Below are 25,970 nucleotides of genomic sequence, written 5' to 3' on the forward strand. Positions count from 1 at the left end.
TGTGATTACCGAAAAAAGGGCTTGCCAACTGGCAAGCCCTTTTTGTTGTTACGTTGCAGCAGCATCTTGTGCCGTCCGCAAAATCTGTGAAATCCCAATAACCCAGCTGAATCCGTGGTTCTATTGGCCCACGAAGAACAGCGCATTGCCAAACAGCAGCTTGCCGCCTTGCCAGAATCCCCGGAATAGCGGGTTATCAGCCATGTATATAACCTGGCCGCGGCCCATATCTTGGGCGCCGAACACGAACGTGTCGGTGAGCTTACGCCGGGCCTGGCGACCGGCGAAACCAGCGGCGTAGTTGTCGCGCTTGAGCACTCCCACGTTCCAGCCACCTTCGCCGAGGAAGCGGTAGTTGAGCGTGTCGCGCACCAGGGCATAATAGGTGTCGCCGTAGCCGAAGGCCAACGGGTGCGTGTTGTCGAGCTGCACCCGGTAGACGCTGCCCTGTACGCGCTGCCCGATCTGCTCCCGCTCGGCGTTGGCGTAGGGCTTGAGCAAACGATACGGGCTGGCTTTCTTGGTGGCAGAGCTGTCAGCAGGCTTCACTTTCAGCAAAAAGTCTTTTTTGCCGGCCAAAAACGCCGAGGCGCCCTCCATGGCAATCAGGCGGCCACCGCCGCGCACCCACGTTTTCAGGGCTTCCAGCTGCCGCTCATTGTACATGTCGGCGTAGTCACCGTCGGGCAGAATCAGCACGTCGAACTTGCTGAGCGGCACGGAACGCAGGTAGTCGGAGCCCAGCACCGTAACGGGGTAGCCAATCTGCTGCTCGAAGAAGTGCCACACCTCACCAAACGCCGTCGGGGTTACGCCTTCGCCAGCCACTACGGCTACGTTGGGTCGCGCCACGTTGCGCACATAGCCCGAGCCCAGGTCGGCGCCGGAGGTCGAGAAACCCGACTTCACCGCCTGCAGTATCACGCCCGACGAATCGGCTTGGGCACGCACCAGCTGGTCGAATTTCGCGCCCATGGTTTCGTTGCCGGTGCGCGTGATAACCAGCGTGCCGGGTAGGTACTTCTGGCCCTCGGCCTCGAAAGCGCGGCCTGCCACGCGCACCTTCACTTTTTGCTGCAGCAAACGGCTCAGAAAGCGGATATCCTGCAGGTTGTTCCAGCGCGCCACGTAAGCGTAGGGCTGGCCGGTGGCGGCCGAGTTGTTGAGCGTGGCTTTGCTGGGAGCCTTGCCGTCGGTGGCAATCCGGTCTTTCAGCGCGTACGATTTCAGACCAAACGAGTACGGCAGCGCCCAAGCGGTAATATCGTAAGTGAGCGAATCTTCCAAGGCCGGACGGGGTTCGAACAGCACTTTTACCAGCGTGGACTTCGGCTGGAACATGCTTACCACCACGTCCTGGGCTTCCACCTGCACGTTTTCCTCTTTGCCGGAAAAGTAGTTGAAGCCGCGGGTGCGCTGGCGGCGCGGCGCGTAGCCGTACTGAATCTGCTGACGCTCCAGGTACTGCGTGAAGGCCTTCAGTTGGCCCGGGTCGCCGGCCCCGGCCACCACGAACGTTTTGTAGGTGCCGCGCGGCTTGGTGCGGGCATCATCGAAGTACTTCTTGAACTCCCGGATCAGCTCGTGCTGGCGCTCCGAAGCGGCCCGGATGGTGGCTAGACTGGCGGCGTGGTGGTGGCTGATGCGCTGGGCCAGCGTGAGCGTGTCGCCATCGGACTTGGCGTAGCGCACACCGGCCCGGCCTGAGCCGCCCTGCTCATAGGTCATGCCGATGGCGCCATTGAAGGACGGATAGGTGTCGCCGTAGCTGGGGTAGAACAGGTCGTAGGTTTCGCGGGTGAAGTACAGCCAGTTGTTTTTGTCGAACACCGTGCGGTTGTAATCGCCGATGACGCCCTGGAACTTGCGCTGAAAATCGGTGATATCCTCGTGGTAAGGCTTGGCGGCCGGCGAGAAATAATACGGGTCATCGGGGCCCATTTCATGGAAATCGGCGTGCACCTGAGGCAGCCACTGGTTGTAGAGCGTGAGGCGCTGGCGGCTCTCCTGCTGGGTTTGCCAGGCCCAGTCGCGGTTCAGGTCGAAGTAGTAGTGGTTGTAGCGGCCGCCGGGCCAGGGCTCGTGGTGTTCCCAAGCGTAGGGCGAGGCATTCGGCGACTGGGCCCGCACGCGGTTGTACCATTGCGCGTACCGCTCGTGGCCGTCGGGGTTTACGCAGGGGTCAATCAGCAGCACGGTATGCTGCAGGTATTCGCGGGTCTGCTCGTTCTGGGGGTTAGCCAAATCGTAGAGCACCTGCATCACTGCTTCCGACGACACGGCTTCGTTGCCGTGAATATTGTAGCTGAGCCACACCACGGCCGGGGCATCGGTGCGGGCGGTGCCGGATTGCAGGCCGGCCAGACACAGGTTATTCTGGCGGATATCGTCGAGGCGGGCCAGGTTTTCGGGCGTCCCTATCTGCACCACTTCCAGCGGGCGGTTTTCGTAGGTGCTGCCGTAGGGCTGCACGCGCATGCGGCCGGTGGAATGGGCTGCCACGTGCTCCACGTAGCGCAGCAGCGTGGCGTGCGGCGTAAACCGGGCGCCCAACTCATAACCCAGAAACTGCGCGGGCGTAAGCAGGGAGCCGGTTTCGGCGGTAGGGGCGGGCGTGGTTTGGGCGGCAGCGGGCAGCGCGGCCGGGCCGCCCAGCAGCGCCAGCCCGCAGGCCAGCATAGCAGTAAGCCTACGGGGGAGGCGGTACACTTCTCTCATCAGGAAACGGAAAGGATTGGAAGCAGAAAGGTAAGCAGGATGCCGCAGCCCGGATTACTGCTCCACGAAATTCTAGTGGTGCGGAAACCTATTTAGCAGCATGCAGGCGGCGCGGCGCTGAAAGTCTGGATTACGAGCGAAAAGTTGCGCAGCCTATGGTAGCTTGGGGTGTCTGTTAAGCGTTATTTCCCCTTCTTCCTCTTCTCATGCCTCACTCCTACTTCCGTTCGGCGCTGCTGGCGGGAATTCTGCTGGCTGCCGCCGCCCCAGCGCACGCCCAGCTCGTCACGCCCGCCGAAAAGGCCTACCAGGCCCAGATGCTGGCCGATACGCTTTACATTCAGCAGCACTATACCAAAACGGAATACCAGATTCCGATGCGCGACGGCCGCAAGCTCTACACCATCGTGTACGCGCCCAACGACGCAGACAAGGTGAAGTACCCGATTATGCTCAACCGCACGCCTTATGCGGTAGGACCGTATGGCCCGGGCAAGTACAAGAAGGTGCTGGGCCCGAGCAGCACCATGATGCGCGACGGCTACATCTTCGCTTATCAGGACGTGCGCGGCCGCTACATGTCGGAGGGTGAGTTTGTGGACATGCGGCCCGAGAAGGACTCGCACAAAGGCAAGACCGACATCGACGAAGGCACCGACACCTTCGACACTATTGCGTGGCTGCTGAAGAATGGCCCCAAAAACAACGGCCGCGTGGGCCAATGGGGCATCAGCTACCCTGGCTTCTACACCGCCGCCGGCCTGCTCAGCCGCCACCCCGCCCTAAAAGCCGCCTCGCCCCAGGCCCCTATTGCTGACTGGTTCTGGGACGACTTCCACCACAACGGCGCGTTCTTCCTGCCCCACGCTTTCAACTTCTACGCCAGCTTCGGGCTGCCGCGCCCCACGCCAACGCCCACCGGCAACCCCGCCTTCAGGCACGGCACTCCCGATGGCTACGACTTCTTCATGAAAATGGGTCCGCTGAAAAACGCCGATGCCCGCTACTACAAAGGGCAGGTGGCGTTCTGGAAGGACCTGATGAGCCACCCCAACTACGACCAGTTCTGGCAGGAGCGCAACCTGCGCCCGCACCTCAAAAACCTCCACAAAGGCACCGCCATTCTCACCGTGGGCGGCTTCAATGATGCCGAGGACCTGTTTGGGGCGCTGGAAATCTACAAGAGCATCGAGCAGCAGAACCCCGGCCAGCGCAACGGCCTCGTGATGGGGCCGTGGGTGCACGGTGGCTGGGCCCGCGGCCTGGGCGAACTGGTCGGCAACGTTGACTACGGCCCGTCGCCGTCGCAGTATTACCAGACGGAAATCGAGGCGCCGTTCTTTAAAGCCAACCTGAAAGACGGCAAGCCCGCCGCCACGCCCGAAGCCACGGTGTTCGAAAGCGGCACCAACCGCTGGCGCACCTTTGATGCTTGGCCGCCCAGGGAGGCCAAGGAAAAAGTGCTATACTTCCACGGTGGTGGCGGAATTTCGTTTGAGAAGCCAGGAAATAGCAACCCGGCCGTGCAAGCCGCTCTCTACAATACTATTCCAAGCCTTGGGGCTGATCCTTCGGCAGCTTTCAACTACGACCAATTCATCAGCGACCCGGCCCACCCGGTACCGTCCAACGAAAACATGGCCACCGGCATGACCAAAGAGTACATGACCGACGACCAGCGCTTTGCCTCGCGCCGCCCCGACGTGCTCACCTACCAGACCGACGTGCTGACCGAGGATATGACGCTGGCTGGCCCCATCCAGGCGCTGCTGCAGGTGGCCACCACCGGTACCGACGCCGACTGGGTGGTGAAAATCATCGACGTATACCCGAACGACACGCCCGACAACCCGCGCCTGCTGCCCAACGTGCGCCTCGGCGGCTACCAGCAGATGGTGCGCTCCGAGGTGATGCGCGGCCGGTTCCGCAACAGCTTCGAGAAGCCCGAGGCGTTTGTGCCGGGTCAGGTGGCGGCCGTCCCCTTCACGGTGCAGGATTTGTGCCACACGTTCCGCAAGGGCCACCGCCTGATGGTGCAGGTGCAAAGCACATGGTTCCCGATGGTGGACCGCAACCCGCAGACCTTCGTGCCTAACATCTTCGAGGCCGACGAAAAGGACTTTCAGGTGGCCACGCACCGCCTCTACCACTCGCCGCAACACGCCTCCCAGCTCACGCTGAAAGTGCTGTAGCCAGCCACTGAAAGCAAAAAGCCCCGCCAGCAGCTGCTGGCGGGGCTTTTTGCTTTCAGTGGCTGGCTAGAAACGGGCCACGTTATTGTAGTCGAAGCTTTCTTCCTGCTCTTTTTCCTTGAGTTCATACAGCACGCCTTCCGCTACCCCTTTCCCAAACAAGCTGATACCGGCGTTGAACACGCCCAAGGCCACCGTACCGGCCGCCACCCATTCGCGGGTAGGAGCACCTCGTTCTTTCTTGCTAGCGGCCCATTGAATCAGGCAGGAACCGAAGCCGATAACCATCAGTCCGCCGGGAGCGAACAGCAGCCACTTTTTCTTGTGCGTCATCGTGAAAATGAAATTAGCAGGAGGGAATTTGAAGGGAAGATGAAGGTAAGCACGAAACGGCAGGAAAAGCCGTGCCGACGCGCTTTATTTCCAATCGTACCTTTGCAGCTCAGGGTTGCGAAATACCCTGTCTGGTTTCCTGCTTTTTCTTTTTTAGTACCCGTCAGCGACCTGGTTCAGGGCGTTGGCGCCCGCCTTCCCCTGCTGCCATGCCTGTTTTCGAAGATTTACTGCGCGAAGCGTTTCGCCGCACGCCCAATCCGGCCCCGTACCTTGCCCCCTCCACGCTTGCCGCTTACGCTGAACTGCAGCAAGCCTCTCCCCGCGACCTGTCGTTTCGGTTTGAGCGGGTGCGGCTGGCCACAGCCATGAGCATCCTGCAGCTGCTCTCCGACCTTGGCGACAATGATGACAGCCGCAAGGTGGTGGACGCCCTGCAGCGCGCCTTGCAGGCCCGTTCTACTGCCGAAATTGATACCGTGATGCACAAAGAGGCAAAAGCCTTCGAACGCCTCTACACCAACCTCTACGTCAACGATGAAGGCGAGTTACTCCTAAACCTGTTTGAGCGCACCCTCGACGCCGACTCGCAGGCCCTGATGGATGAGGTCATTCAAGAAGCCACGGCACTGGCTGGCACGCTGAATTTCGAGCGAGACGAAGACGATTACGAGTAAGCAAACCTGTTTTCCAAGCAGACTGCTGATCAATAAAAGTAAAAAAGCCGCTCCACAATTGTGGAGCGGCTTTTTTGGTGCTTTTAAGCGCGAAACAGGCTAGTAGCCGGGGTTCTGCACCAGTGCCTTGTTGAGGTTCAACTCATAAAGCGGAATGGGCAGTACAAGGCGTGGGCTGTTCCAGGCCAATGTGCCGGTGCTGCGCTGCCGCCGCCGGATATCATGAATCCGGACACCTTCGAAGGCCAGCTCCAACTGACGCTCCAGCAGGATATCGTTCAGCGTCAGGGCCGTCAGCGGGGTAGCTTCAGCCCGCGCCCGAATCGTATTGATGTCTGCCAGCGGCGTGGCGCCAACTGCAGTACCCAGCTCGAAGTTGGCTTCAGCGCGGGTCAGGTACATTTCGGAAAGGCGGATGATCGGCAAGTTCTGCCCAAACTCGTTCCACTTGGTTGTCCGGATGCGGCCAGCGCGGCCACCGGTGTCTTCCGTAAACAGCAGACCAGCCACTGGGCCACGCAGGTCGTCGTCCTCGAATAGTTCCAGGAACGGGTCCAGCACAGCTACGTCGCCACGGCCTTTGCTGGATGGCGCAAAGAAGGTGGTGAGGCCATCATTAGCCGTGCCGGCATTGTACTGGTCGTTTTGCTGAATTTCAAACAGCGACTCTGACGAGTTGCGCACCCGGAACGGAGCCGTAACGGATGGCGTCAGCATCAGGCCAATATCGGCGCCATCTTCGATTACCTCGCTGGCCAGATTGCGGGCCTGTGCGAAGTTGCCTTGCTGCAGGTACACCCGCGAGAGCATGGCTTTTGCCGAAAACTTGTTTACCCGGCCGTTACCACGGGGGTTTTCTTCGGGCAGCAGCTGCTCGGCAGCACGCAAGTCAGCCAGAATCTGCGTATACACTTCACCTACTGTGGAGCGGGCAATCTGCTGTGCAGCCTGTTCTTCGGTTTTGTTGGGCGTCAGCGTGAGCGGCACCCCAGGGTTAGCCTGGCCTGCCTGGAAAGGCAGCGCATAGAGGCGTACCAGCTCGAAAAACAAGGCACCACGGATAAAACGGGCTTCGCCTTCGTACTGAGCTTTGTCTTCGGCGTCTGTCACAACGGGCAGGGCCTCCAGAATCAGGTTGGTGAAGTTGATGGTCTGGTAAGCCAGCTGCCAAGTGCGTGCCGCCTCTGTGTTGGTGTTGGTTAGCTGCCGACGGAATACGTCGCGGTAGCTGGTGAAGGTACCCTGCCACAGCACGTAGTTGTCGGAAGCCAGCAGCTCGGGCAGCAGCGTGAAGTTGGTGCCGTAGAGGTTGCCGGTGCCCATGCGGGCGTAGGCTCCCACAATGGCGCTCTGAATTTTCTCGGGCGTGTCCAAGGCCGAGGCAGCGTCAACTTGTTGCCGGGGGTCTAGGTCCAGCTGCTTTTCGCACGCCGACAGGCCGAGCGTCAGCAGCAGCCCAAGGGCAGCGGTGCGGCTAAAAGAAGATATTTTCATGAGGAAAGTCGTCGTTAAAGATTAAAAACCGAGGTTCAGACCCACCAGCCACGTTTTAGCCAGCGGCGGCGTATAGAAGTCGTGGCCCAGGATGTAGTTGCCGTTCTGCACGCCTGCAGCCGTGTTGCCGCCCACGAAGCCCGTATTCACTTCGGGATCATAACCGTTGTAGTTGGTCAGCGTCACCAGGTTTTGGCCTGTTACGTACACGCGGGCCGACTGCAGAAATGCCTTTTTGGCCAGATCAGCCGGGATGGTGTAGCCCAGCGTCACGTTTTTCAGACGGAAGAACGAGCCATCTTCAATCCAGCGCGACGACACCTGCGTGCCGTTGCTCTCAAAGTAGCGGGCCTGCGGTACGTTGGTCACGTCGCCGGGCTTCTGCCAGCGAGTAAGCTGGTCGAGGGTCTGGTTGTCGAAGTAGTCGCCGTTCACCGACTGGTACACCCCGGCAATGTTGTAGATGTCGTTGCCGTAAGTGAACTGCGTGAGTACCCCCAGTTCGAAGCCTTTGTAGCTGAAGGTGTTGTTGAAACCACCCGTGTACTTGGGGTTCGGGTTGCCGATCCGCTGAACAGCGCCTCTGCTATACACGTTGGTTTTGTTGCCATCGGCATCAAAGAACAGTGCGTCGCCATTCTCAGGATCTACACCAGCGTATTTCACGCCGTAGAACACCCCAATTGGCTCACCTACCCGCACCCGGCTCAGGTTGCGGCCGCCCGCAATGATTTCCTGGCCGCTCAGGTCAGTGATTTCGTTGCGGTTAAACGAAACGTTGAAGTTGGTCGTCCACTTGAACTCGCCGTCGAAGTTGCGCGTGTTCAGCGAGATTTCCAGACCCCGGTTGCGCATTTCGCCCAGGTTTTTGTAGATGTTGTTGTAGCCGCCAGTGTAAGGCAACTGACGAGCCAACAGCAGGTCGCTGGTGTTCTTCTGGTACACATCTACCTCACCCGAAATGCGGTTGTCGAGCACACCAAATTCCAGACCGATGTCGGCCTGTGCGGTATTTTCCCAAGTCAGCACGTCGTTGCCGAGCTGCGTGGGCCGGATGCCGGCCTGGTCGGCGTAGGGAACAGCTTCGTAGAGGCTGCGGGAGAAGTAGTTGCCAATTTCGGCGTTGCCGGTGAGGCCATACGAGGCACGCAGCTTCAGCAAACTCACCACATTGTTTTCGCTCAGGAAATCCTCGTTGGAAATCACCCAGCCCGCCGAGCCCGCTGGGAACACACCTGTCCGCTTGTCGGCCCCGAAGCGCGACGACTTATCGGCCCGGATGCTACCCGACAGCAGGTATTTCTCGCGGAAGTTGTAGTTCAGACGCCCGAAGTACGACAAGAACACATATTCGTTCACTCGTGAGTCGCCGGCCGTAATTTTGGCGGCGCTGGCAATCTTGCGGAACTGGTCGTTGGGGAACGTAGTGCCTTCCGACGACACCGACTTCTGGTTGTAGCGCTGGAACGAGAAACCCGCCAATGCCTCAATAGAGTGGTCTTCGTTGAAGCTCGTGGCGTAAGTGGCCGTGTTGTTGGTGGTGTAGTTCACCACGTTGCCCTGGCTTTCGAAAGCATAGCCATTGCGCGAGCGGCCGGTTTCGGTTTCAATGCCGCGGTACAGCTCCTCGTTGATGTTGAGGAAGTCACCGCCCACTTCAGTGCGCAGCGTTAGTTCCTTAATGGGGTTGTACGACAAATACGCCGAGCTGAACGAGCGGTAGTTACCCGAGCGGTTGGTAGAGCTTAGCTCCGCGAGGTTGTTATAGTAGAGCGTTGCTGGATTTACTTTGCCGTTAGGCAGATACTTGGCCTGCAGTGGTGGCAAAGCATTCAGCTGCACAGGGTTGGCAAAGTCGTTGTCGTCGGCTACCCGGTCATTGACAGAGCGCACCAGCGAAACGTTCACGCCTACGCGCATCTTGTCGCTGATGCTGTGGTCGAGGTTGGCGCGGAAGCTGCCCCGGCGGTAGCGGTTACCGATGATGATACCCGTCTGATCGTTGAAGGTGCTGCTGATGAAGAAACGTGTTTTGGCGTCGCCGCCGCTCACGTTGAAGTCATACTGCGACACCTTGCCTTTGCGGAACGCCGCCCCGGCCCAGTCGGTATCCAGTGTCGAGTTGTAGTCGATACCGGCTTCGCTGGCAAACACCTCTGCCAGGTCCGGATTCTCGCCGTAGAAGAAGTTGATGTACGAATCCTCAATGAGCGAGGCGTTGGTAATGGCTTCGCCAAACAGCTCCTTATACTGCGCTGCGTTCAGGAATTCGCGGGTGCGAGTGGCTTCGCTGGTACCAAAGTAGGCGCCCACATTCACGCGGGTTTGCCCCTGACGGCCTTTTTTGGTGGTTACGAGCACTACCCCGTTGGAAGCCCGCGACCCGTAAATGGCCGACGAGGCAGCATCCTTCAGAATCGAAATGCTTTCAATATCATTGGGGTTGAGGTCAGCCAGGGGGTTGGTGGTTTCCCCGAACGCCACCCCCACGTCGTTGGACGTTACGGGAATACCGTCGATTACGTACAGTGGCTGGTTGGACGCCGTCACCGACGACGAACCCCGCACCCGGATATTCACCCCCGCGCCCAGCTTGCCCGAGCCCTGGTTGATTTGCACACCGGGCGTGCGGCCTTGGATAGCCTGCTCGAAGCTGACAGTTGGCACGTTCTGCACGTCCTTGGCCATCACCTGCGTTACGGAGCCCGTCAGCTCTGATTTCGACTGGGTACCGTAGCCAATTACTACGGCCTCGCTAAGCGCCACCGAGTTTTCCTGCAGCGTAATGGCTACCGTGGTCCGGTCGCCTACCACTACGTTCTGGGTGTTGTAGCCGATAGAGCTTACCACGAGTGTGGCCCCGGGCTGCACGTTCAGCGAGAAGCTGCCGTCGGCGCCAGTGCTGGCACCGTTGGTGGTGCCGCGCTCCAGCACCGTCACGCCCGGCAGGCCAGTGCCATCGGCACCCGTGATGCGGCCAGTAACAGCCCGCGTCTGCGCCATGGCTGGCACCGACGTAGCCGCTGCAACGGCACACAGTATTGGAATGAGTGAAGTTTGTTTCATACTACCTGACCCTGAAACGGCCTATTAGAGTGAAAAATGCCGGCGGAAGCCGCCGGGTGAAAAGAACAGGCAAGACAACGCAGCGGGAGCTTCTACTCAGATGCCAACTGCCTTAAATTTGCACGCAAAATCATCATATATTTTTAAACAAACTATCGGCGCGCTTTAACCGGCCTTTAATATGTGGTTGGGTTTGCGGAGCGCGGCTAACTACCTTTACCAAAGTTGGCCTGGCCAGTACCCAGCGGCCGGCGTTGTCTGCCGCCTTCTTCCCTTGTTTGCGAATGTCTGCCATTCAATACCTTACCACTGCCGCCGAAGTGCAGCAGGCCGCCCTGGCGCTCAGCACAGCTCCCCGCATTGCCATCGATTTGGAATTTGATGACATGCGCCACCGCTATGGCCGTAACCTGGCACTTATTCAGATTTTTGATGGGCAGTCGATGCTGCTTATTGACCCGCTGCCTCTCACCAACCCAGCTCACGACTTGGAGCCGCTCTGGGCTATTTTGCGTGATCCGGCGGTGGAAAAGGTGTTTCACTCCTGCAAATCCGACATTCTGCTGCTCGATGAGCTGTACGGCGTGCACGTGCGCAACATCACCGATACCAGCGTGCAGTACACCTTGCTGGCCGAAGCCGACAATAATATCTCGCTGGGCCGCCTGATTCAGGCCGAGTTGGGGTTGGAAGTAGACAAGGGCGAGCAGAAATCCAACTGGCTGAAGCGTCCCCTCACGGAAGCACAGAAGCTTTACGCCGCCAACGACGTGCTGTACCTGTTTGAGTTGGCTGACCGCCTCCGCGACAAGCTGGCTGCCCTGGGCCGCCTGCACTGGGCCGACGAGGAAAATGCTGCTCTGGAAGAAGTACGTTATACCCGCGACGAGCGCCCTTATCTGCGCGTGGCCGGCAAATACCGCATTCTGCCCCAGGAAATGCCACTGTTCCGCGACCTGTACATGCTCCGCGACCAGGTAGCCCGGCAGCTCGACCGGCCGCCGTACATGGTATTTGCCAATGAGCGGCTGCCGGAGCTGGTGCGCGACACTCCGCGCAGCCTCAACGACTGGAAAAATGCCCGCGGCCTGCACCCCGAATTGAAGCGCACCCCATACCTGGAGCAGCTCACGGCCCTTTCGCCCGACAACTTTGTGGCCGTGCCCGAGCCGGCCGTAGTGGGCGAGCAGCGCCGTTTCCCATTCCGCCGCCGCCTTAGCGGTGAGAAGGCCAACCGCGCCGATGCCCGCGAGCAGCTGCTACTGCAACTCAAAAACCACATCACCACCGACCAGAACAGCTACGTGGCTAACCTCGTGCTATCCAACCGCCTCGTGGCCGACATCATCGAACTGGGCGCCGACCAGGTACTGCGTCCCTGGCAGAAAACCATCCTGCAGGAAACCACCCAGCGCCACGGCTTAGATTATGGCCAGATAGCTGAGCCGTTTTAATTGCGGATTTGGCGGATTTTAATGACGATTGAAAGCAAAAGAGGCTTGCCACATGGCAAGCCTCTTTTCGTTGTAACCTTCCGAATACGCAGTTTAGCGCCGTCCACAAAATCCGTGTAATCCGTGGAAAATCCGCGTCAATCCGTGATTCAGAATTGCGCTTCCTCGGTACTGCCCACCAATGCAGCAGTGCTGGTGAGGTTGCTGGTTACCACGTTCTGCACGGCATCGAAGTAGCCGGTGCCGACGAAGCTTTGGTGCTTTACAGCCTTGAAACCGTGCTTTTGCAGCGCAAACTCCCGCTCCTGCAGCTCTGAGTAGCCAGCCATGCCGCGTGCTTTGTACGCCAGCGCCAGCTCAAACATGCTGGTGTTGAGGGCATGGAAGCCAGCCAGCGTGATAAACTGGAACTTGTAGCCCATTGCGGCCAGCTCCTCGCGGTAGGTTTCCATCTGTTCCACGCTCAGCTTGGCAGCCCAGTTGAACGACGGGGAACAGTTGTAAGCCAGCAGCTTGCCCGGGAATTGCGCATGAATGGCATCGGCAAACTGGCGGGCCTGCTCCAGGTCGGGGTGCGAGGTTTCCATCCAGATTAGGTCGGCATAGGGGGCGTAGGCTAGGCCGCGGGCAATGCCGGCTTCTACGCCGCAGCGCACCCGGTAGAAGCCCTCGGAGGTGCGCTCGGCTTCCTGCAGGATAAAAGGCTGGTCGCGCGGGTCCACGTCGGCAGTGAGCAGGTCGGCGGCATCGGCGTCGGTGCGGGCCACTACCAGCGTGGGCGTGCCTTGCACGTCGGCGGCAAGGCGGGCCGCTACCAGCTTGTTGATGGCTTCCTGAGTGGGCACCAGCACCTTGCCACCCAGGTGCCCGCACTTCTTCGCCGACGATAACTGATCCTCGAAGTGCACGCCGGCCGCGCCGGCCTCAATCATCATTTTCATCAGCTCAAACGCGTTGAGGTTGCCCCCAAAGCCGGCCTCGGCATCGGCCACAATCGGTACCATCCAATGCACGTCGCCCTCGCCGGATACGCTCTGAATCTGGTCGGCGCGGAGCAGGGCGTTGTTGATGCGCTTCACTACGACGGGCACGCTGTCGGCGGGGTACAGGCTCTGGTCGGGGTACATCTGGCCGGCGCCGTTGGCATCGGCAGCCACCTGCCAGCCCGAGAGGTAGATGGCATTGAGGCCGGCCTGCACTTCCTGCACGGCCTGGTTGCCGGTGAGGGCGCCGAGGCCGGCCACGTACTCCTCGGTATGCAGCAGGTGCCAGAGCCGCTCAGCGCCCTGCCGAGCCAATGAGTACTCAATCTGCACCGAGCCCTGCAGTTTCACCACTTCCTCGGCGGTGTATGGCCGCGTAATGCCGCTCCAACGCGGATTCGTGGCCCAGTCCTGCTTGATGGCGGCAATACGTTCCTGCTTGTTCATGGTAGTTGGGGTTGAGAAAGTGGACGTTCAATTAGGACAAAGAGGTAGCCGGCCAGCTCTTGGAGCGGCTGAAAAAGTAGAGCAGAGTGGTACTCCGCTCTGCCGCAAAGCGGCAATCAGTGGTCAGGGAATACTCTTGGTGGCGCCAGTAGCGGACCGATTCGAGGAAAACAAGTGGTGCGAAACTGCCTTGGCGCTGGCGCATCAGAACAGAGTGTCACTCTGTTCTACTTGAGCTGCTCGTAGGCGGCTACGGTCAGAAATTCGATGAATTTCTCGCTCATCACCAGCTTATCAAACAGGCGGGCGGCTTCCAGGTAGCGGCCGGCGGCGTAGCGCTCCTCTCCTACCAGCGCCCGTATTTTCTCCAGCTGGCCGGGCACCAGGCTGCGGTAAAGCTCTACCGTAAGCGGGCGGCCATCGGCGAGGACGGTGCCAGGCGTGTGCAGCCACTGCCACACCTGGGCGCGGCTGATTTCGGCGGTGGCGGCGTCTTCCATCAGGTTGTAGATGGGCACGCAGCCGTTGCCGCCCAGCCACGATTCCAGGTACTGCACCGCCACGTCGATGTTGAGCTTGACGCCCTCCTCGGTGATCTGGCCTTGCGGGGCCCGCACCAAGTCTTCGGCCGTTACCACTAAGTCTTCGCGCTTGTTGGCAATCTGATTAGGCTCGGGCATCAACTCGTCAAACACGGCCAGCGCCACCGGCACCAACCCTGGGTGCGCCACCCAAGTGCCGTCGTGGCCGTTTTTGGCTTCCCGCACCTTGTCCAGCCGCACTTTCTCCAGGGCAGCTTCGTTAGCTTCGGGGTTGTTCTTGATGGGAATCTGGGCGGCCATGCCCCCGATGGCGTGCACGCCGCGGCGGTGGCAGGTCTGAATCACGAGTTGCGAGTAGGCAGCCATGAAGGGCACGGCCATGGTCACATCGGCGCGGTTGGGCAATCTAAATTCAGGCTTCAGGCCGAGGCGCTTGATGTAGCTGAAAATGTAGTCCCAACGGCCGCAGTTAAGGCCGGCACTGTGCTCACGCAACTCATACAGGATTTCGTTCAGCTCAAATGCCGCCGGCAGCGTCTCAATCAGCACGGTGGCCTTAATCGTGCACTTTGGCTGCTTCAACGACCACTGCGCAAACCCGAACACGTCGTTCCAGAGGCGCGCCTCCAGGTGGCTTTCTATTTTGGGCAGGTAGAAGTACGGGGCCGTGCCGCGGGCGCACAGCTCGTGGGCATTGTGGAAATAGTAGAGGCCGAAGTCGAACAGTGCGGCGCTGACCGGCTCGCCATCTACCAGCATATGCTTTTCCAGCAGATGCCAGCCGCGGGGCCGCACCATCAGCACGGCAGTTTTCTCGTTGAGTTTGTATTCTTTGGTGGGTGTGCTCAGCGAAATAGTGCCGCGCACGGCGTCGCGCAGGTTGCGCTGGCCTTCCACCACGTTCGTCCAGGTGGGCGAATTGGAATCTTCCAGATCGGCCATAAACACCTTGGCGCCCGAGTTCAGAGCGTTGATGATCATCTTCCGCTCGACCGGCCCCGTGATTTCCACCCGGCGGTCCTGCAGGTCTTCCGGGATGGGGGCTACGGTCCAGGGCTTTTCGCGGATCAGGCGCGTTTCGGGCAGGAAGTCGGGTAGCTGGCCGGCCTCAAATGCCTGCTGCCGCTCCTCGCGGCGCTTGAGCAGCGCCTGCCGCGTGTGGTCGAAGCGGCGGTGCAGCTCGGCCACAAACGCCAGCGCCGATGGCGTCAGGATTTCAGCAAACTCCGGCGAATACGTGCCGGTGATTTTCACGCGCTCCGGCGTCAGGAACTTCGGAGTGGATACGGCGGGCTCAAGGTCGGCGAAGGGTGACATCAGGAATCGGTTGAGAGTGAGAACAATCGGGGCCCTGCGCTGAGGACACAACAAACGTAACTCAGCGAATTTTATTAAACAAGCGAATTTTCGCTAATTTTTATAACCCATTGAATTTGCGTTGATTTGCGTGGTTCCGGATGCCGCAACGCTGCTTATTGGAGCTGATACGCGCTGCTGCTAGCCTTACCTCCTCTCTCGCTTCTACATCTCTCTCCATAAATGCTAAGCCACGGTCAGGTTGTCCGACTTATTTTCGGGCTGAAACTGCGCGAGCTGCGCCAGGAACGCGGCTTCACGCCCGCCGAACTGGCCCGCGCCTGCGACGTGTCGGTGTCCTACCTCAACGAGATTGAGAAAGGCAAAAAGTACCCTAAGGCGGATAAGATTCTGGGGCTGAGCAAGGTGCTGGGCGTGAGCTACGACCAGCTAACGTCCTTGACACTGAGCCGGCGGCTAGAGCCCATTTCCGAGCTGCTGCAGTCGGATTTGCTGAAGGAGTTTCCGCTGGAGATGTTCGGGCTGGACCCACTGCGCATTGTGGAGCTGATTGCGGATGCGCCGGCTAAGATGAACGCCTTTATCAGCACTATCTTCGAAATAGCGCGCAACTACGAAATGCGGCAGGAAAGCTTCTTTCTGGCCGCGCTGCGCTCCTATCAGGAGATGCACGACAACTACTTCGAGGAGCTGGAGCAGGACGTGCGCACCTTCTGCGGTGAGCAAAACCTGAGCACTCAGGCCCCATTCGACACCACACAGCTGGAGCGCGTGCTGACCAACAAATACAGCTACCGCCTCGACCGCCAGAAGCTGGCCGAGTATGCGGCGCTGGGTCGGCTGCGGTCGGTGTTTCAGCCAAAAACCCGCTGTTTGCTGCTGCGGCCGGGCTTGAGCAAGGCGCAGGAGTCGTTTGTGCTGGGCCGCGAGGTGGCCTTCAACTACCTCAACCTGAAAGAGCGGCCCTACGTGAATGCCACCTTCCCGGTGCATTCCTTCGATGAGGTTCTCAACAACTTCAAGGCGTCTTATTTTGCGGGGGCCCTGCTAATGGAGGAGGAAAGCCTCGTACGCGACCTGCAGGACTTTTTCGGGCAGGCCACCTGGCAGCCGGCGCGTCTGCAGGCCATGCTCACGAAGTATGACGTGTCGCCGGAGATGTTCATGCAGCGCATCACCAACCTGCTGCCGCGCTACTTCGGCATCCAGAGCTTGTTTTTCCTGCGCTTCGACCAGGCCGATGCCGACGCGGCGTATCTGCTGAGCAAAGAGCTGCACCTCTCGCGGCTGCACAACCCGCACGGCAACGAGCTACACGAAAAGTACTGCCGCCGCTGGGTGTCTATCCGCCTGATTCGGGAGGCGCGGGAGCAGGCGGCCGGTCCGGCACCGGCCTTCGTGCTGGGCGCCCAACGCTCGCGCTACCCCAACGAAGACGAGTACCTGTGCCTTTCGCTGGCCCGCGCCGGCACGGCCACCGAGCCCGCCGTGAGCGTGACCGTAGGCTTGCTCTGCGACGACAACCTGCGCCAGAAAGTGCAGTTCCTCAACGACCCGAACATCGTGCAGAAGCGCGTAAACGAAACCTGCGAGCGGTGCTCCATCCCCGATTGCGAGGTGCGGGCCGCGCCGCCTGTGGAAATTGCGCGCCGCCAGCGCCAGCAGGAAGCCGCCGATGCCATTGCGGCCCTGGTCAACGGCGAGTAAGCTTTTGCTGGCTGCTGGTTGTTAGTTGTTAGCTGTTAGTTGTTGGTTGTTGGTTGTCAGAAAGCATGCTCATTGCCTGACAGCTGACAACCAGCAACTAACAACTTACCTGATATTACTCTGATAGTACATAGCGGCTGCCCCAACAGGGCAGCCGCTATCTTTAAGGCTTCTTCGGTTCTGTATTTCTCGCCAGTTGACTTCTTCCACTCGTTCTTCCGCTCGCCGCAGTCTGGTACTGGCGTTGCTGTTTCTGCTGCTGCTGAGTGGCGGCGCGGCGCTGTATGGCGCGTGGCGCGTGCTGTGGCAGCCCAACGTGGCTGAGTCGCCGTATGGGGCGGCTTACCTGTACATCCGGACGGGTGCAAACTGGCCGGCCGTGCGCGACTCACTGCGCCGGCAGGAGCTGCTGCTCGATCCAACTACGTTTGAGTGGCTGGCCGATCAGCGCGATTATCCGACGCAGGTGCGCCCCGGCCGCTACCGGCTGGAACCCGGCCTCAGCAACGCCGCGCTGCTGGACATGCTGCTGGCCGGCCGCCAGGACACGGTGGCTTTCACCCTCGATGCCTTTAAATACAAGCCCCAGCTCACCCGCCAGATCAGCCGGCAGCTGGAGGCCGACTCGCTGGAGCTGCGCCAACTGCTGCAGGATAACACGTTTCTGCGCCGCCGCTACCAGCTCGATACCACCACCATCCTGACGCTGTTTCTGCCTGGCCCCTACCGAGCGTTCTGGAACACGTCGGCCCGGCAGTTTCTGGACTCGGCGGCGGCCACGCACCGCCGGTTCTGGACCACGCAGCGCCGCCAACGGGCCGATTCGTTGAAGCTGACCGTGCCCGAGGTGCACGTGCTGGCTAGCATCGTGCAGCGCGAAACGGCCAAGAAAGAGGACAAACCGGTAATTGCGGGCGTGTACCTCAACCGGCTGCGACGTGGCATGCGCCTCCAGGCCGACCCTACGCTGCTGTGGGCCATCGGCAACTTTGGGGTGAAGCGGGTGCTCAACCGCGACAAACTCGTGGATTCGCCCTACAACACTTACCGCCATAAGGGGCTGCCACCGGGCCCTATTACGTCGGCCAACCGCCAGAGCCTTGATGCGGTGCTGCAGCCCGCCGCGCACCGCTACCTGTTTTTTTGCGCCCGAGCCGACCTGAGCGGCTTTTCTGACTTCGCCGAAACCTACGCCGAACACCGCCAAAATGCCCGCCGCTACCAGCACGCGCTGGACAGCCTGGGTGTGAAACGATAACCGGGAAAACGTTTTTAAAACCGGCGCAGCAGAGCCTATTGATAGCAGAACTGGATGCAGAAGAGAGCATCGGAATTTCCCGCTCAATTGGCTCATCGTCTACTCACTTAATCACCTCAGTACGCTACCTTTGCGGCCTATTGTCCGAAACCCTGTCTGCATGGCGCGTCATTACTTTCTTTCTGGTTTCCTGTTTCTTTCGCTTTCCGCCACCGCCGGGGGCTTCCAGTCGGCGCCGCAGAGTGCGCGCCTGCTGGGGCTGGGCGGCGCCGGCACTGCTTACGTGCGCGACATTGCCGTGCTCTACTACAATCCCGGAGCGCTGGGCCACCTCGATTCGCTGACGCATGTGAGCATGGGCGGTTTGGGCACCGCGCGCCTGTCCTCGTTTCTGGGCACTGACTCGCGGCGCCTGACGCGCCAGGAGCTGCAGCCGCAACCGAATGGCTACTTCTACGCTGCCACCCGCATCAACAGCAAGCTCAGTGTGGGGTTGAGCGTGAACCAGCCTTTCGGCTACAATACCAAATGGCCTGCGAACTGGGAAGGCCGTAGTGTGGTGCAGGAAGCCAGCCTCAGCAGCCTCTACGTGCAGCCTACGGTTGGCTACCAGATCAACGAAAATTTCAGCGTGGGGGCCGGCGTAATCTATGCTTACGGCGACATGCGCCAGCAGCGCGCCCTGGGCCAGTACGACGACCCAACCGCACAGGCCCTGTTTACGGGCAGCGGCAGCGGCTACGGCGCCAACGTAGGTTTGTACGGCCGTACTGCCGACAACCTGGCTTTTGGCATCAGCTACCGCACGCCCGTCACGCTGAAAGTGCGGAATGGAGAAGCTACCTACTCCGGCATTCCGGAGCGTGACGCCGCACAGTTTCCGGCCAGCGCTGGTTTCCGTACCGACCTGGAGCTACCGTCTACGCTGGCAGTGGGCATGGCTGACCGCATGACCAGGAACCTGCTGGTGACGTTCGATTTTCACCTCACCAGCTGGAGCCGCTACGATTCGTTGAATTTCGAGCTCGACAACGCTTCGCGCGTGACGGCCGGGCGCCGCTACGAAGACGCCATGGCGTTCCGGGTTGGTGCCGAGTACACCGTGACGCCCAGCCTGAGCGTGCGCGGCGGCGTGAGCTACGACGAAACGCCCGTGCGCGATGAGTACATTTCGCCGGATCTGCCCGATGCCAACCTGCTCGGTGGCTCGGTGGGACTGAGCTTGGCGCTGAAAGCCAATCTGATGCTGGACCTGGCGTATAGCTACGCCCAGAGCGGCGAGCGGCGGGCCCGCGTGAATGCCTCCCGCGACGTGGTGAGCAACATCGACGGCTCGTACCGCACGGCGGTGCAGACGGCGGCGGTGGGCATCTCCTACTCGTTTGGGGGCCGCGCTACCAGCTCGGTTAAGTAGTCGGCGGCGTTTGCCCGCTTTCCTGTTCATTTAAGGCCTGACTTCAGTGCACATTTTTTCCTCTTCTACTCTGCGTACGGCGCTGCCCGCAGCAGCCAGCGCGCTCCTGCTACTGGCTGGCTGCTCGCCCGACCAGCCGGTGCCAGCTCTGAGCAGCAATGGCCTCGACCTGACCCGCTACGTAGCCGTTGGCGACTCTTACACCGCGGGCTTCGCTGACGGGGGCCTCACGAGCGCCAGCCAGTCGTATTCCTACGCCAACCTGATTGCCGGGCAGTTTACCAAGGTTGATGCCAACGCTACGTTTACGCAGCCACTGCTGGCAAGTGGCGCCGGCACCGGCTACCTAACCCTGACTGGCTTTGATGCCAACGGCCTGCCCCGGACGGCGCGGGTGAAGCCTGCTTCTACTTCGGCCCGATTTATCAACACAGCTGGCTGCAATGGTGCCGATACGCTGTACCTATATCCTCGGGCCGCTACTACACTGCCCCAGAACCTGGGCGTACCGGGTTTGCGCCTCAGCCAGATTGGCATTGCGGGCATTGGCAACACGGCCAACCTCAACCGCGTCGGCCTGTTCAATCCTTATTTCGAGCGGCTGCTGCCAGCCAACGACAACCGCACCTACCTGCAGGTGGTCACGTCGGCCAGCGCCAATGCCTCGTTTTTCACGTTTTTTGCGGGGCTCGATGATCTGCTGCCGTATGTGGTGAGCGGCGGCAGTTGTGGTCCGCTGCCGGATGCTTCCGCCCTTACGGCCAACGCCCGCTTGTTGCTTGCGCAGCTTTCTGCCGGTGGCCGGCCCGGCGTGGTAGCCCTGCCGCCTTCCCTATTTACGTTGCCCGTACTGCGCCTGAGCCGCGGCCTCGACGTGCAGCAGCGCCTGCGCCAGAACAGCGCCACGGCCAACGATACGCTGTTTGTGCGCACGTTTACGGGAGCCATTCAGGCTGTTTCGGGCGAAGATTATGTACTGCCCAACGGCCAGCGCCGCATCGGCCGGCTGGAATCAGTGACGGGTGCGCCCCAGACCCGCCCCTACGGCAGCCGCCAAAACCCGGTAACTGGTGCCGATGTGCTGGACTACTTGGAGGTAGCTCGTATCAGCCAGGTGGCAGAGGACTTCCGCACAGGCATGTTGGGGCTGGCCAATACTACCTTCAGGCTACCGTTGCTCGATACCAACGACGCACTGTTTTCGCAGGTTGCCGGCAACATCAATGTCAATGGGGTGAATTACACGCCGGAACTGGTGCGCGGCAATTTCTACTCGCTGGACCGTATCACGCTGACACCCCGTGGCAACGCGTTGCTGGCGAACCTGTTCTTGCGTAAAATCAATGAAAGCTACAACACCAGCATACCGTTGATAAACGTGAACAACCTGCCTACGCAAGCCAATCCGTAAGCTGAGGCTGCGTGCGTGTCCTTGCATACAAAAAGCAGCCTCCGGGCTGCTTTTTACTTTTCCAGAACGCTCTCAGGCGTGGTAGGCACATATATGGATGCCTGGCTTCAACAGCTTCTCAGGGCTGCAGGTGGTACAGCTGTAGTTGCCGGGAATGGCGGGCGGCAGCGCGCTGCAGTTGCAGGGTTTCCTCGTAGCCGAGGCCAGTGTATTCGGAGTGCTCCAGGAACAGCAACGGGGAGGTAAGCAGCGGCTCCGGCCACATAGCCAGCGGCAACTGGCGGCGCAACGAGTCGAAAACCGGCGCATTCACAACGCGCCAGGAAGCATCGAGCAGGGCGTACTGCATACCCTGGCGACGTGCCTCACTCAGCTCAGCTTCGCTCACGATGACGGAAACAGTATCGGAAGCGGCCAGGAATGGGGCAACGCCGAGGCTAAGCGTGCTGGCCACGCGCACCGGCCCCGGCTGCTGCTGCTGCAACCAGGCAGCCACCTGCCCGTAGCGGGTGGGCGCGTAAGCATAGATTTCGCGCTGAATCCGGAACAGGTTGAATGCTACGGCCAGCAGCACGGTGGCAGCCAGCAACCATTGGCGGGCTTTTGCACCAGCCCAACGGCTCAGCACTTGCCGTACGCCCCAAAACGCCAGCACATACAGCAGCGGGTATGCCAGCAGCAACCCGCGCGGCGCCTTCAGCAACAGTGACATACCTACCACAAAGCAGCCCGCCCACACCGCCATATACAGCAGCAGCCCCGGCGCCGGCCACGGCCAGCGCGGGCCGGCCAATGTCCGCAGGCGCCGCCCCAGCAGCCACAGGCCCGCCGCCAGGCCCGGCCCCAGCAGCGGCGACTCGAAGTCGTGCAGGAAGCGCAGGTAGTAGAGCCCATCGAAGCGCAGGTGGCCGGTGCGGCCGGCGGCGTTTTGCGCCCCCGGAAACACGAGGTTGTAGTACACGGCCGGCCACCGATACCACGGCACGCCACCAATGGCTCCGAGCGCGCCCAGCAGCACGTAAGGCGCAGCCAGCACCAGCAGCACCCGCCCCAGGTTGCGCCATTGCCAAAGCAGCCGGCCGCCATAGAGAAGTTCCAGTACCAGCAGGATGGGCAGCGTCAGCAAGAACTTATAGTTGATACTGAGCCCGGCGGCCAGCCATACCGCCGCCCTTAGCAACGCCACCGTAGTAGGCTGCCGCAGCCGCTGATAGTGTGCCCGCAACAGCCCCACAAACAGCAGCAAGCTCCACGAACCCATGGTAAAGTCGCGGCCCGAAAAGGTGAGGAACACTGAGGTGCCGACGAATAGCAGCAGCAACGCCGTTTCCGGCGCGGTAAGGCGCAGCTCGCGGGCTACCAGCTGGCATAGCCAAGCCAGCGCGGCCACGGCTATCAGCGCATTCAGGTGCTGGAATACGTGGTAATCAGAGGTCAGCCAGGCCACCGGCGCATAGAGCAGCGAGAAGCCGGGGCTGCCGTGGTGAAACAGGTTGTGCAGGTTGCCATGTGCCACCTCCTGCACAATCTGCCAGTTGCGCACCGAGTCGTAATCGGGCAGTGCCACTTGGCTTAGGTTGTGCAGGCGCACAGCCACCACGGCCAGCAACGCCAGCAGCGGCAACCAGAAAGCAGACAACCGAAACGACAGACGCAAGATGGTGGAGTGGTGGGTTGATGCGGTAGTGGGCTGGCAAAGATACAGTCATCCTGAGCGGATCCTGGAGCACTATCTTTGGTGCCAATCCACCACTCCCACAACCCAACAATCCACCATATGCGCACCGTTATTCAGCGTGTCCGGCACGCCAGCGTCACTGTAGAAGGCCGCATTACGGGACAGATCGGGCCGGGCTTGCTGGTGCTGGCAGGCTTCGCACCCACCGATACGGCGGCGTCTCTCGACTGGATGGCGCGCAAGCTTACGCAGTTGCGCATCTTTTCCGATGCCGAAGGCAAAATGAACCGCTCAGTGCAGGATGTGGGCGGGCAGGTACTGGTAGTAAGCCAGTTTACGCTGCTGGCCGATGCCCGCAAAGGCAACCGCCCCAGCTACACCGGCGCTGCCCCGCCTCCGCTGGCCATTCCGCTCTACAAGCAGTTTGTGCGTCAGCTGGAGCAGCTGCTGGGCCAGCCCATACCGACCGGCGAGTTCGGGGCCGACATGCAGGTGGAACTGCTCAACGACGGCCCGGTTACCATCGTGCTGGACTCGCCGGAGAGCAAAGAGTAACTGAGTAGAACGGTATTGTATCAGAATGTCCTACTCAGTTACTCTCTACTCAGTTACTCCCTTATTCAGCTACTCTCCCATGACCATCGAAGAAGCCCAGCAAACCGTCGATAATTGGATTCAGACCACCGGTGTCCGGTATTTCAACGAGCTAACCAACATGGCCATGCTCACGGAGGAAGTGGGCGAAGTGGCTCGCATTATTGCCCGGCAATACGGCGAGCAGTCGTTCAAGGAGTCCGACAAAGACAAAGTGCTGGCCGATGAGCTGGCTGACGTGCTGTTCGTGGTCATCTGCCTGGCCAATCAGACCGGCATCAACCTCACGGACGCCTTACAGCGCAACCTGGCCAAGAAAACCCTGCGCGACGCCGACCGCCACCGCAATAATGAGAAGCTGAAATGAGGTGATGGGGGTGCTAAAGTAAGAACGTCATTCCTTGCTCCGCTCGGAATCTCGCTAGGTTGGTAAATAATACCACTGCAACTTCAGCACGCGAGATTCCGAGCGGAGCAAGGAATGACATTCTTACTTCATCACCTCGATTCGCCCTTCACGGAACAGCGGCACGAGGTCGTATACGTCGGGACGCACGCAGAATTCCATGTCTTTGTGCAGCTCCAGGCTGTTGAGGCGGCGCACGTGCGACGATTTGAGCAGGTAGCCGGCCACATCCGCTTCGGCGGCGCGCCACAGGTCGAGGGCAGCCAGGGTGGCGTCGGAGGCAGTAGTGTCGAAGGTGCCCGTGAGGCGGGCGGCCAGCGCGCCACCGAAGAGCGTGTCTTCGAGGCAAAACTGGCCTTTCCAGCCGGCACAGACCACCACCACGTCCTTCTGCTGCTGGCGCACATAATCGGCCACGGCCTGCAGATTCAGGAAGGCGCCCACTGCTACGGCATCGGCGGTTTGCGCGAGGTGCAGGGCGCGGGTGCCGTTGGTGGTGGTGATGGCCACGGCCCGGCCGCGCACCGGCACCACGCCGTCGAGGTAGCCGAAGGGTGAGTTGCCAAGGTCCACGCCTTCGGCCTGGCGGCCGTCGCGCTCAGCAGCGGTGAGGTAGCCCTCAGCCGCCAGGGCCCGGCATTCGGCCAGCTCACTCACCGGCACCAAATGCGTGACGCCCGAGGCCAGCGCCGCCACAATGGAAGAAGTAGCGCGCAGCACGTCCACCACTACCGCCACGCGGCCCCGCAGGTCGAAAAGTGGCAGCAGCTCCGGTGAGAAGCAGATATCTATCGTTGGCATGAAACAGAATCAATTATGCGGTGAGGATATAAAAGAACGTCATGCAGAGGCGCAGCCGAAGCATCTCGCCAGCGCAGTAATTGAGCTTACTACATTGGCGAGATGCTTCGGCTGCGCCTCTGCATGACGTTTATTGCCTGACGTTCAATTGAGCACTTCGTCGGCTACGCTTCCTCCGTGCCAGGAACGAAGGGCAGCTTCACGACGGTGGCTGGCTGGTTTTTACCTCGGATCTGCACGAACACCTTGCTGCCAGGCTTGCTGAGTTCGGTTTGCACGTAGCCCAAGCCGATGCCCTTGCTCAAGCTCGGCGACTGGGTGCCGCTCGTCACGTCCCCGATTTTCTCACCGGCTTCGTTCACCAGCTCATAGTGGCCGCGCGGAATGCCGGGGCCGTCCATCAGGAAGCCGACCAGCTTGCGCGCCACACCTGCTTCTTTCTGCTGCTTCAGGCTTTCGGCGTTGGTGAAGTCCTTGGTGAACTTGGTCACCCAACCCAGGCCGGCTTCCAGCGGCGAGGTGGTGTCGTCGATGTCGTTGCCGTAGAGGCAGTAGCCCATTTCCAGGCGCAGCGTGTCGCGGGCGCCGAGGCCGATGGGCTTGAGGCCGTAGGGCTGGCCAGCTTCCATCACCTTGTCCCACACCGTTTTGGCGTGCTCGTTGGGCACATATAGCTCGAATCCGCCCGCGCCGGTATAGCCCGTGGCCGAAATAATGACGTTATCGACGCCGGCAAACTGGCCCTGCACAAACGAGTAGTACGGAATCGTGCTCAGGTCTACATCGGTGAGGGTCTGCAGCGCCTGGCTGGCTTTGGGGCCTTGCACGGCAAACAGGCTCATCTGGTCCGACACGTTTTCCAGGTCGGCGCCCTGCGTGTTGTGCTGGCTGATCCAGTTCCAGTCTTTGTCGATGTTGGAGGCGTTTACCACCAGCATGTAGTCTTCGTCGGCCAGCTTGTACACCAGCAGGTCGTCCACGATGCCGCCCTCGGCGTTGGGCAGGCACGAATACTGCGCTTTACCGTCGGTGAGCTTGCTGGCGTCGTTGCTGGTTACGCGCTGAATCAGGTCGAGGGCCTGCGGGCCGCGCACCCGGAACTCGCCCATGTGCGACACATCGAAGATGCCCACGGCCCGGCGCACGGTGTGGTGCTCATCAAGGTCGGAGGAGTAGCGCACCGGCATGTTGTAGCCAGCGAAAGGCACCATCTTGGCACCCAGCTGCTGGTGCACATCATTCAGAACAACGGTTTTGAGAGTTTCGCTCATGGAGAAGGTGGGTGGGAAGGTGAGGGCGCCGCCCGGCGGCGGGGCGAAATTAGCCATTTCCGCGTGGCAGTTTGCATCGGGTATCTTTGCCAATCCTGTTGCAGCAAAGCAGCCTGCTATGGCAAGGGCTGCCAGCTTCTGCTGGTGCCAGCCACCAACTATGGCCAGGCGCTTGCGTACCGGACAGCAGATTTCTGGTATTCATTT

Annotated in this window: 18 protein-coding genes; 9 read left to right on the forward strand and 9 right to left on the reverse strand. The window is 60.5% G+C overall.

Annotation, left to right across the window (positions count from 1 at the left end; genetic code table 11):
- Window positions 1-120: 120 nt before the first annotated feature.
- Window positions 121-2,718, reverse strand: coding sequence for a M14 family metallopeptidase (locus tag H8B14_RS00850; RefSeq protein WP_187313742.1), 2,598 nt, complete (start codon window positions 2,716-2,718; stop codon window positions 121-123).
- Window positions 2,719-2,924: 206 nt separating this feature from the next.
- On the opposite strand from H8B14_RS00850, the gene H8B14_RS00855 reads away from it, so the two are divergent.
- Complete coding sequence (locus tag H8B14_RS00855; protein WP_187313743.1) at window positions 2,925-4,910, forward strand: CocE/NonD family hydrolase; 1,986 nt, start codon at window positions 2,925-2,927, stop codon at window positions 4,908-4,910.
- A gap of 66 nt (window positions 4,911-4,976) precedes the next feature.
- On the opposite strand, the gene H8B14_RS00860 is transcribed toward H8B14_RS00855, so the two are convergent.
- The gene (locus H8B14_RS00860) at window positions 4,977-5,243 is read right to left on the reverse strand and encodes a hypothetical protein (RefSeq protein WP_187313744.1); all 267 of its coding nucleotides are present in this window, start codon (window positions 5,241-5,243) and stop codon (window positions 4,977-4,979) included.
- A 209-nt stretch (window positions 5,244-5,452) separates the two neighbouring features.
- On the opposite strand from H8B14_RS00860, the gene H8B14_RS00865 reads away from it, so the two are divergent.
- The gene (locus tag H8B14_RS00865) at window positions 5,453-5,920 is read left to right on the forward strand and encodes a hypothetical protein (protein WP_187313745.1); all 468 of its coding nucleotides are present in this window, start codon (window positions 5,453-5,455) and stop codon (window positions 5,918-5,920) included.
- A 99-nt stretch (window positions 5,921-6,019) separates the two neighbouring features.
- Here the strand turns inward: H8B14_RS00865 and H8B14_RS00870 are convergent, their stop codons facing one another.
- Both H8B14_RS00870 and H8B14_RS00875 read right to left on the reverse strand, forming a co-directional pair.
- On the reverse strand, window positions 6,020-7,414 hold the full coding sequence (locus H8B14_RS00870; RefSeq protein ID WP_187313746.1) for a RagB/SusD family nutrient uptake outer membrane protein: 1,395 nt from the start codon (window positions 7,412-7,414) through the stop codon (window positions 6,020-6,022).
- A 21-nt stretch (window positions 7,415-7,435) separates the two neighbouring features.
- Window positions 7,436-10,480 (reverse strand): SusC/RagA family TonB-linked outer membrane protein, encoded by a 3,045-nt coding sequence (locus tag H8B14_RS00875; RefSeq protein WP_187313747.1) that lies wholly within the window; start codon window positions 10,478-10,480, stop codon window positions 7,436-7,438.
- Window positions 10,481-10,764: 284 nt separating this feature from the next.
- Between H8B14_RS00875 and H8B14_RS00880 the strand changes: the two genes are divergently transcribed.
- On the forward strand, window positions 10,765-11,934 hold the full coding sequence (locus tag H8B14_RS00880) for a ribonuclease D (protein WP_187313748.1): 1,170 nt from the start codon (window positions 10,765-10,767) through the stop codon (window positions 11,932-11,934).
- Between the two features lie 149 nt (window positions 11,935-12,083).
- Here H8B14_RS00880 and aceA read toward each other — a convergent pair whose 3' ends face one another.
- Together aceA and aceB are read right to left on the reverse strand one after the other, a co-directional pair.
- Entirely contained in the window at window positions 12,084-13,364 is a 1,281-nt protein-coding gene (aceA, locus tag H8B14_RS00885; RefSeq protein WP_187313749.1) for an isocitrate lyase, read from the reverse strand.
- Between the two features lie 227 nt (window positions 13,365-13,591).
- A complete protein-coding gene (aceB, locus tag H8B14_RS00890) occupies window positions 13,592-15,223 on the reverse strand; it encodes a malate synthase A (RefSeq protein WP_187313750.1) in 1,632 nt (543 codons plus the stop codon).
- A 222-nt stretch (window positions 15,224-15,445) separates the two neighbouring features.
- Between aceB and H8B14_RS00895 the strand changes: the two genes are divergently transcribed.
- The 4 genes from H8B14_RS00895 to H8B14_RS00910 all read left to right on the forward strand — a co-directional run bounded on the left by H8B14_RS00895 (window position 15,446) and on the right by H8B14_RS00910 (window position 21,013).
- Entirely contained in the window at window positions 15,446-16,930 is a 1,485-nt protein-coding gene (locus H8B14_RS00895; RefSeq protein ID WP_187313751.1) for a helix-turn-helix domain-containing protein, read from the forward strand.
- A 196-nt stretch (window positions 16,931-17,126) separates the two neighbouring features.
- Window positions 17,127-18,188 carry an endolytic transglycosylase MltG gene (gene mltG / locus H8B14_RS00900; protein ID WP_187313752.1) on the forward strand — a complete coding sequence of 354 codons (1,062 nt, stop codon included), beginning with the start codon at window positions 17,127-17,129 and terminating at the stop codon, window positions 18,186-18,188.
- Window positions 18,189-18,348: 160 nt separating this feature from the next.
- A complete protein-coding gene (locus tag H8B14_RS00905) occupies window positions 18,349-19,602 on the forward strand; it encodes an OmpP1/FadL family transporter (protein ID WP_187313753.1) in 1,254 nt (417 codons plus the stop codon).
- Window positions 19,603-19,648: 46 nt separating this feature from the next.
- Window positions 19,649-21,013, forward strand: a complete 1,365-nt coding sequence (locus tag H8B14_RS00910; RefSeq protein ID WP_187313754.1) for a hypothetical protein — start codon at window positions 19,649-19,651, stop codon at window positions 21,011-21,013.
- A gap of 118 nt (window positions 21,014-21,131) precedes the next feature.
- Here the strand turns inward: H8B14_RS00910 and H8B14_RS00915 are convergent, their stop codons facing one another.
- Window positions 21,132-22,670 carry a hypothetical protein gene (locus H8B14_RS00915; protein ID WP_187313755.1) on the reverse strand — a complete coding sequence of 513 codons (1,539 nt, stop codon included), beginning with the start codon at window positions 22,668-22,670 and terminating at the stop codon, window positions 21,132-21,134.
- 120 nt (window positions 22,671-22,790) lie between these two features.
- Here H8B14_RS00915 and dtd point away from each other — a divergent pair, with 120 nt between their 5' ends.
- Together dtd and H8B14_RS00925 are read left to right on the forward strand one after the other, a co-directional pair.
- On the forward strand, window positions 22,791-23,246 hold the full coding sequence (gene dtd / locus H8B14_RS00920) for a D-aminoacyl-tRNA deacylase (protein ID WP_187313756.1): 456 nt from the start codon (window positions 22,791-22,793) through the stop codon (window positions 23,244-23,246).
- Between the two features lie 79 nt (window positions 23,247-23,325).
- Window positions 23,326-23,652: a nucleotide pyrophosphohydrolase gene (locus H8B14_RS00925; RefSeq protein WP_187313757.1), complete on the forward strand. Its 327-nt coding sequence runs from the start codon at window positions 23,326-23,328 to the stop codon at window positions 23,650-23,652.
- A 123-nt stretch (window positions 23,653-23,775) separates the two neighbouring features.
- On the opposite strand, the gene H8B14_RS00930 is transcribed toward H8B14_RS00925, so the two are convergent.
- Both H8B14_RS00930 and gcvT read right to left on the reverse strand, forming a co-directional pair.
- Window positions 23,776-24,492: a 2-phosphosulfolactate phosphatase gene (locus H8B14_RS00930; protein ID WP_187313758.1), complete on the reverse strand. Its 717-nt coding sequence runs from the start codon at window positions 24,490-24,492 to the stop codon at window positions 23,776-23,778.
- A 164-nt stretch (window positions 24,493-24,656) separates the two neighbouring features.
- Entirely contained in the window at window positions 24,657-25,763 is a 1,107-nt protein-coding gene (gene gcvT / locus H8B14_RS00935) for a glycine cleavage system aminomethyltransferase GcvT (protein ID WP_187314490.1), read from the reverse strand.
- Between the last annotated feature and the right edge of the window lie 207 nt (window positions 25,764-25,970).

Source organism: Hymenobacter puniceus, assembly GCF_014333525.1.
GTDB lineage: Bacteria > Bacteroidota > Bacteroidia > Cytophagales > Hymenobacteraceae > Hymenobacter.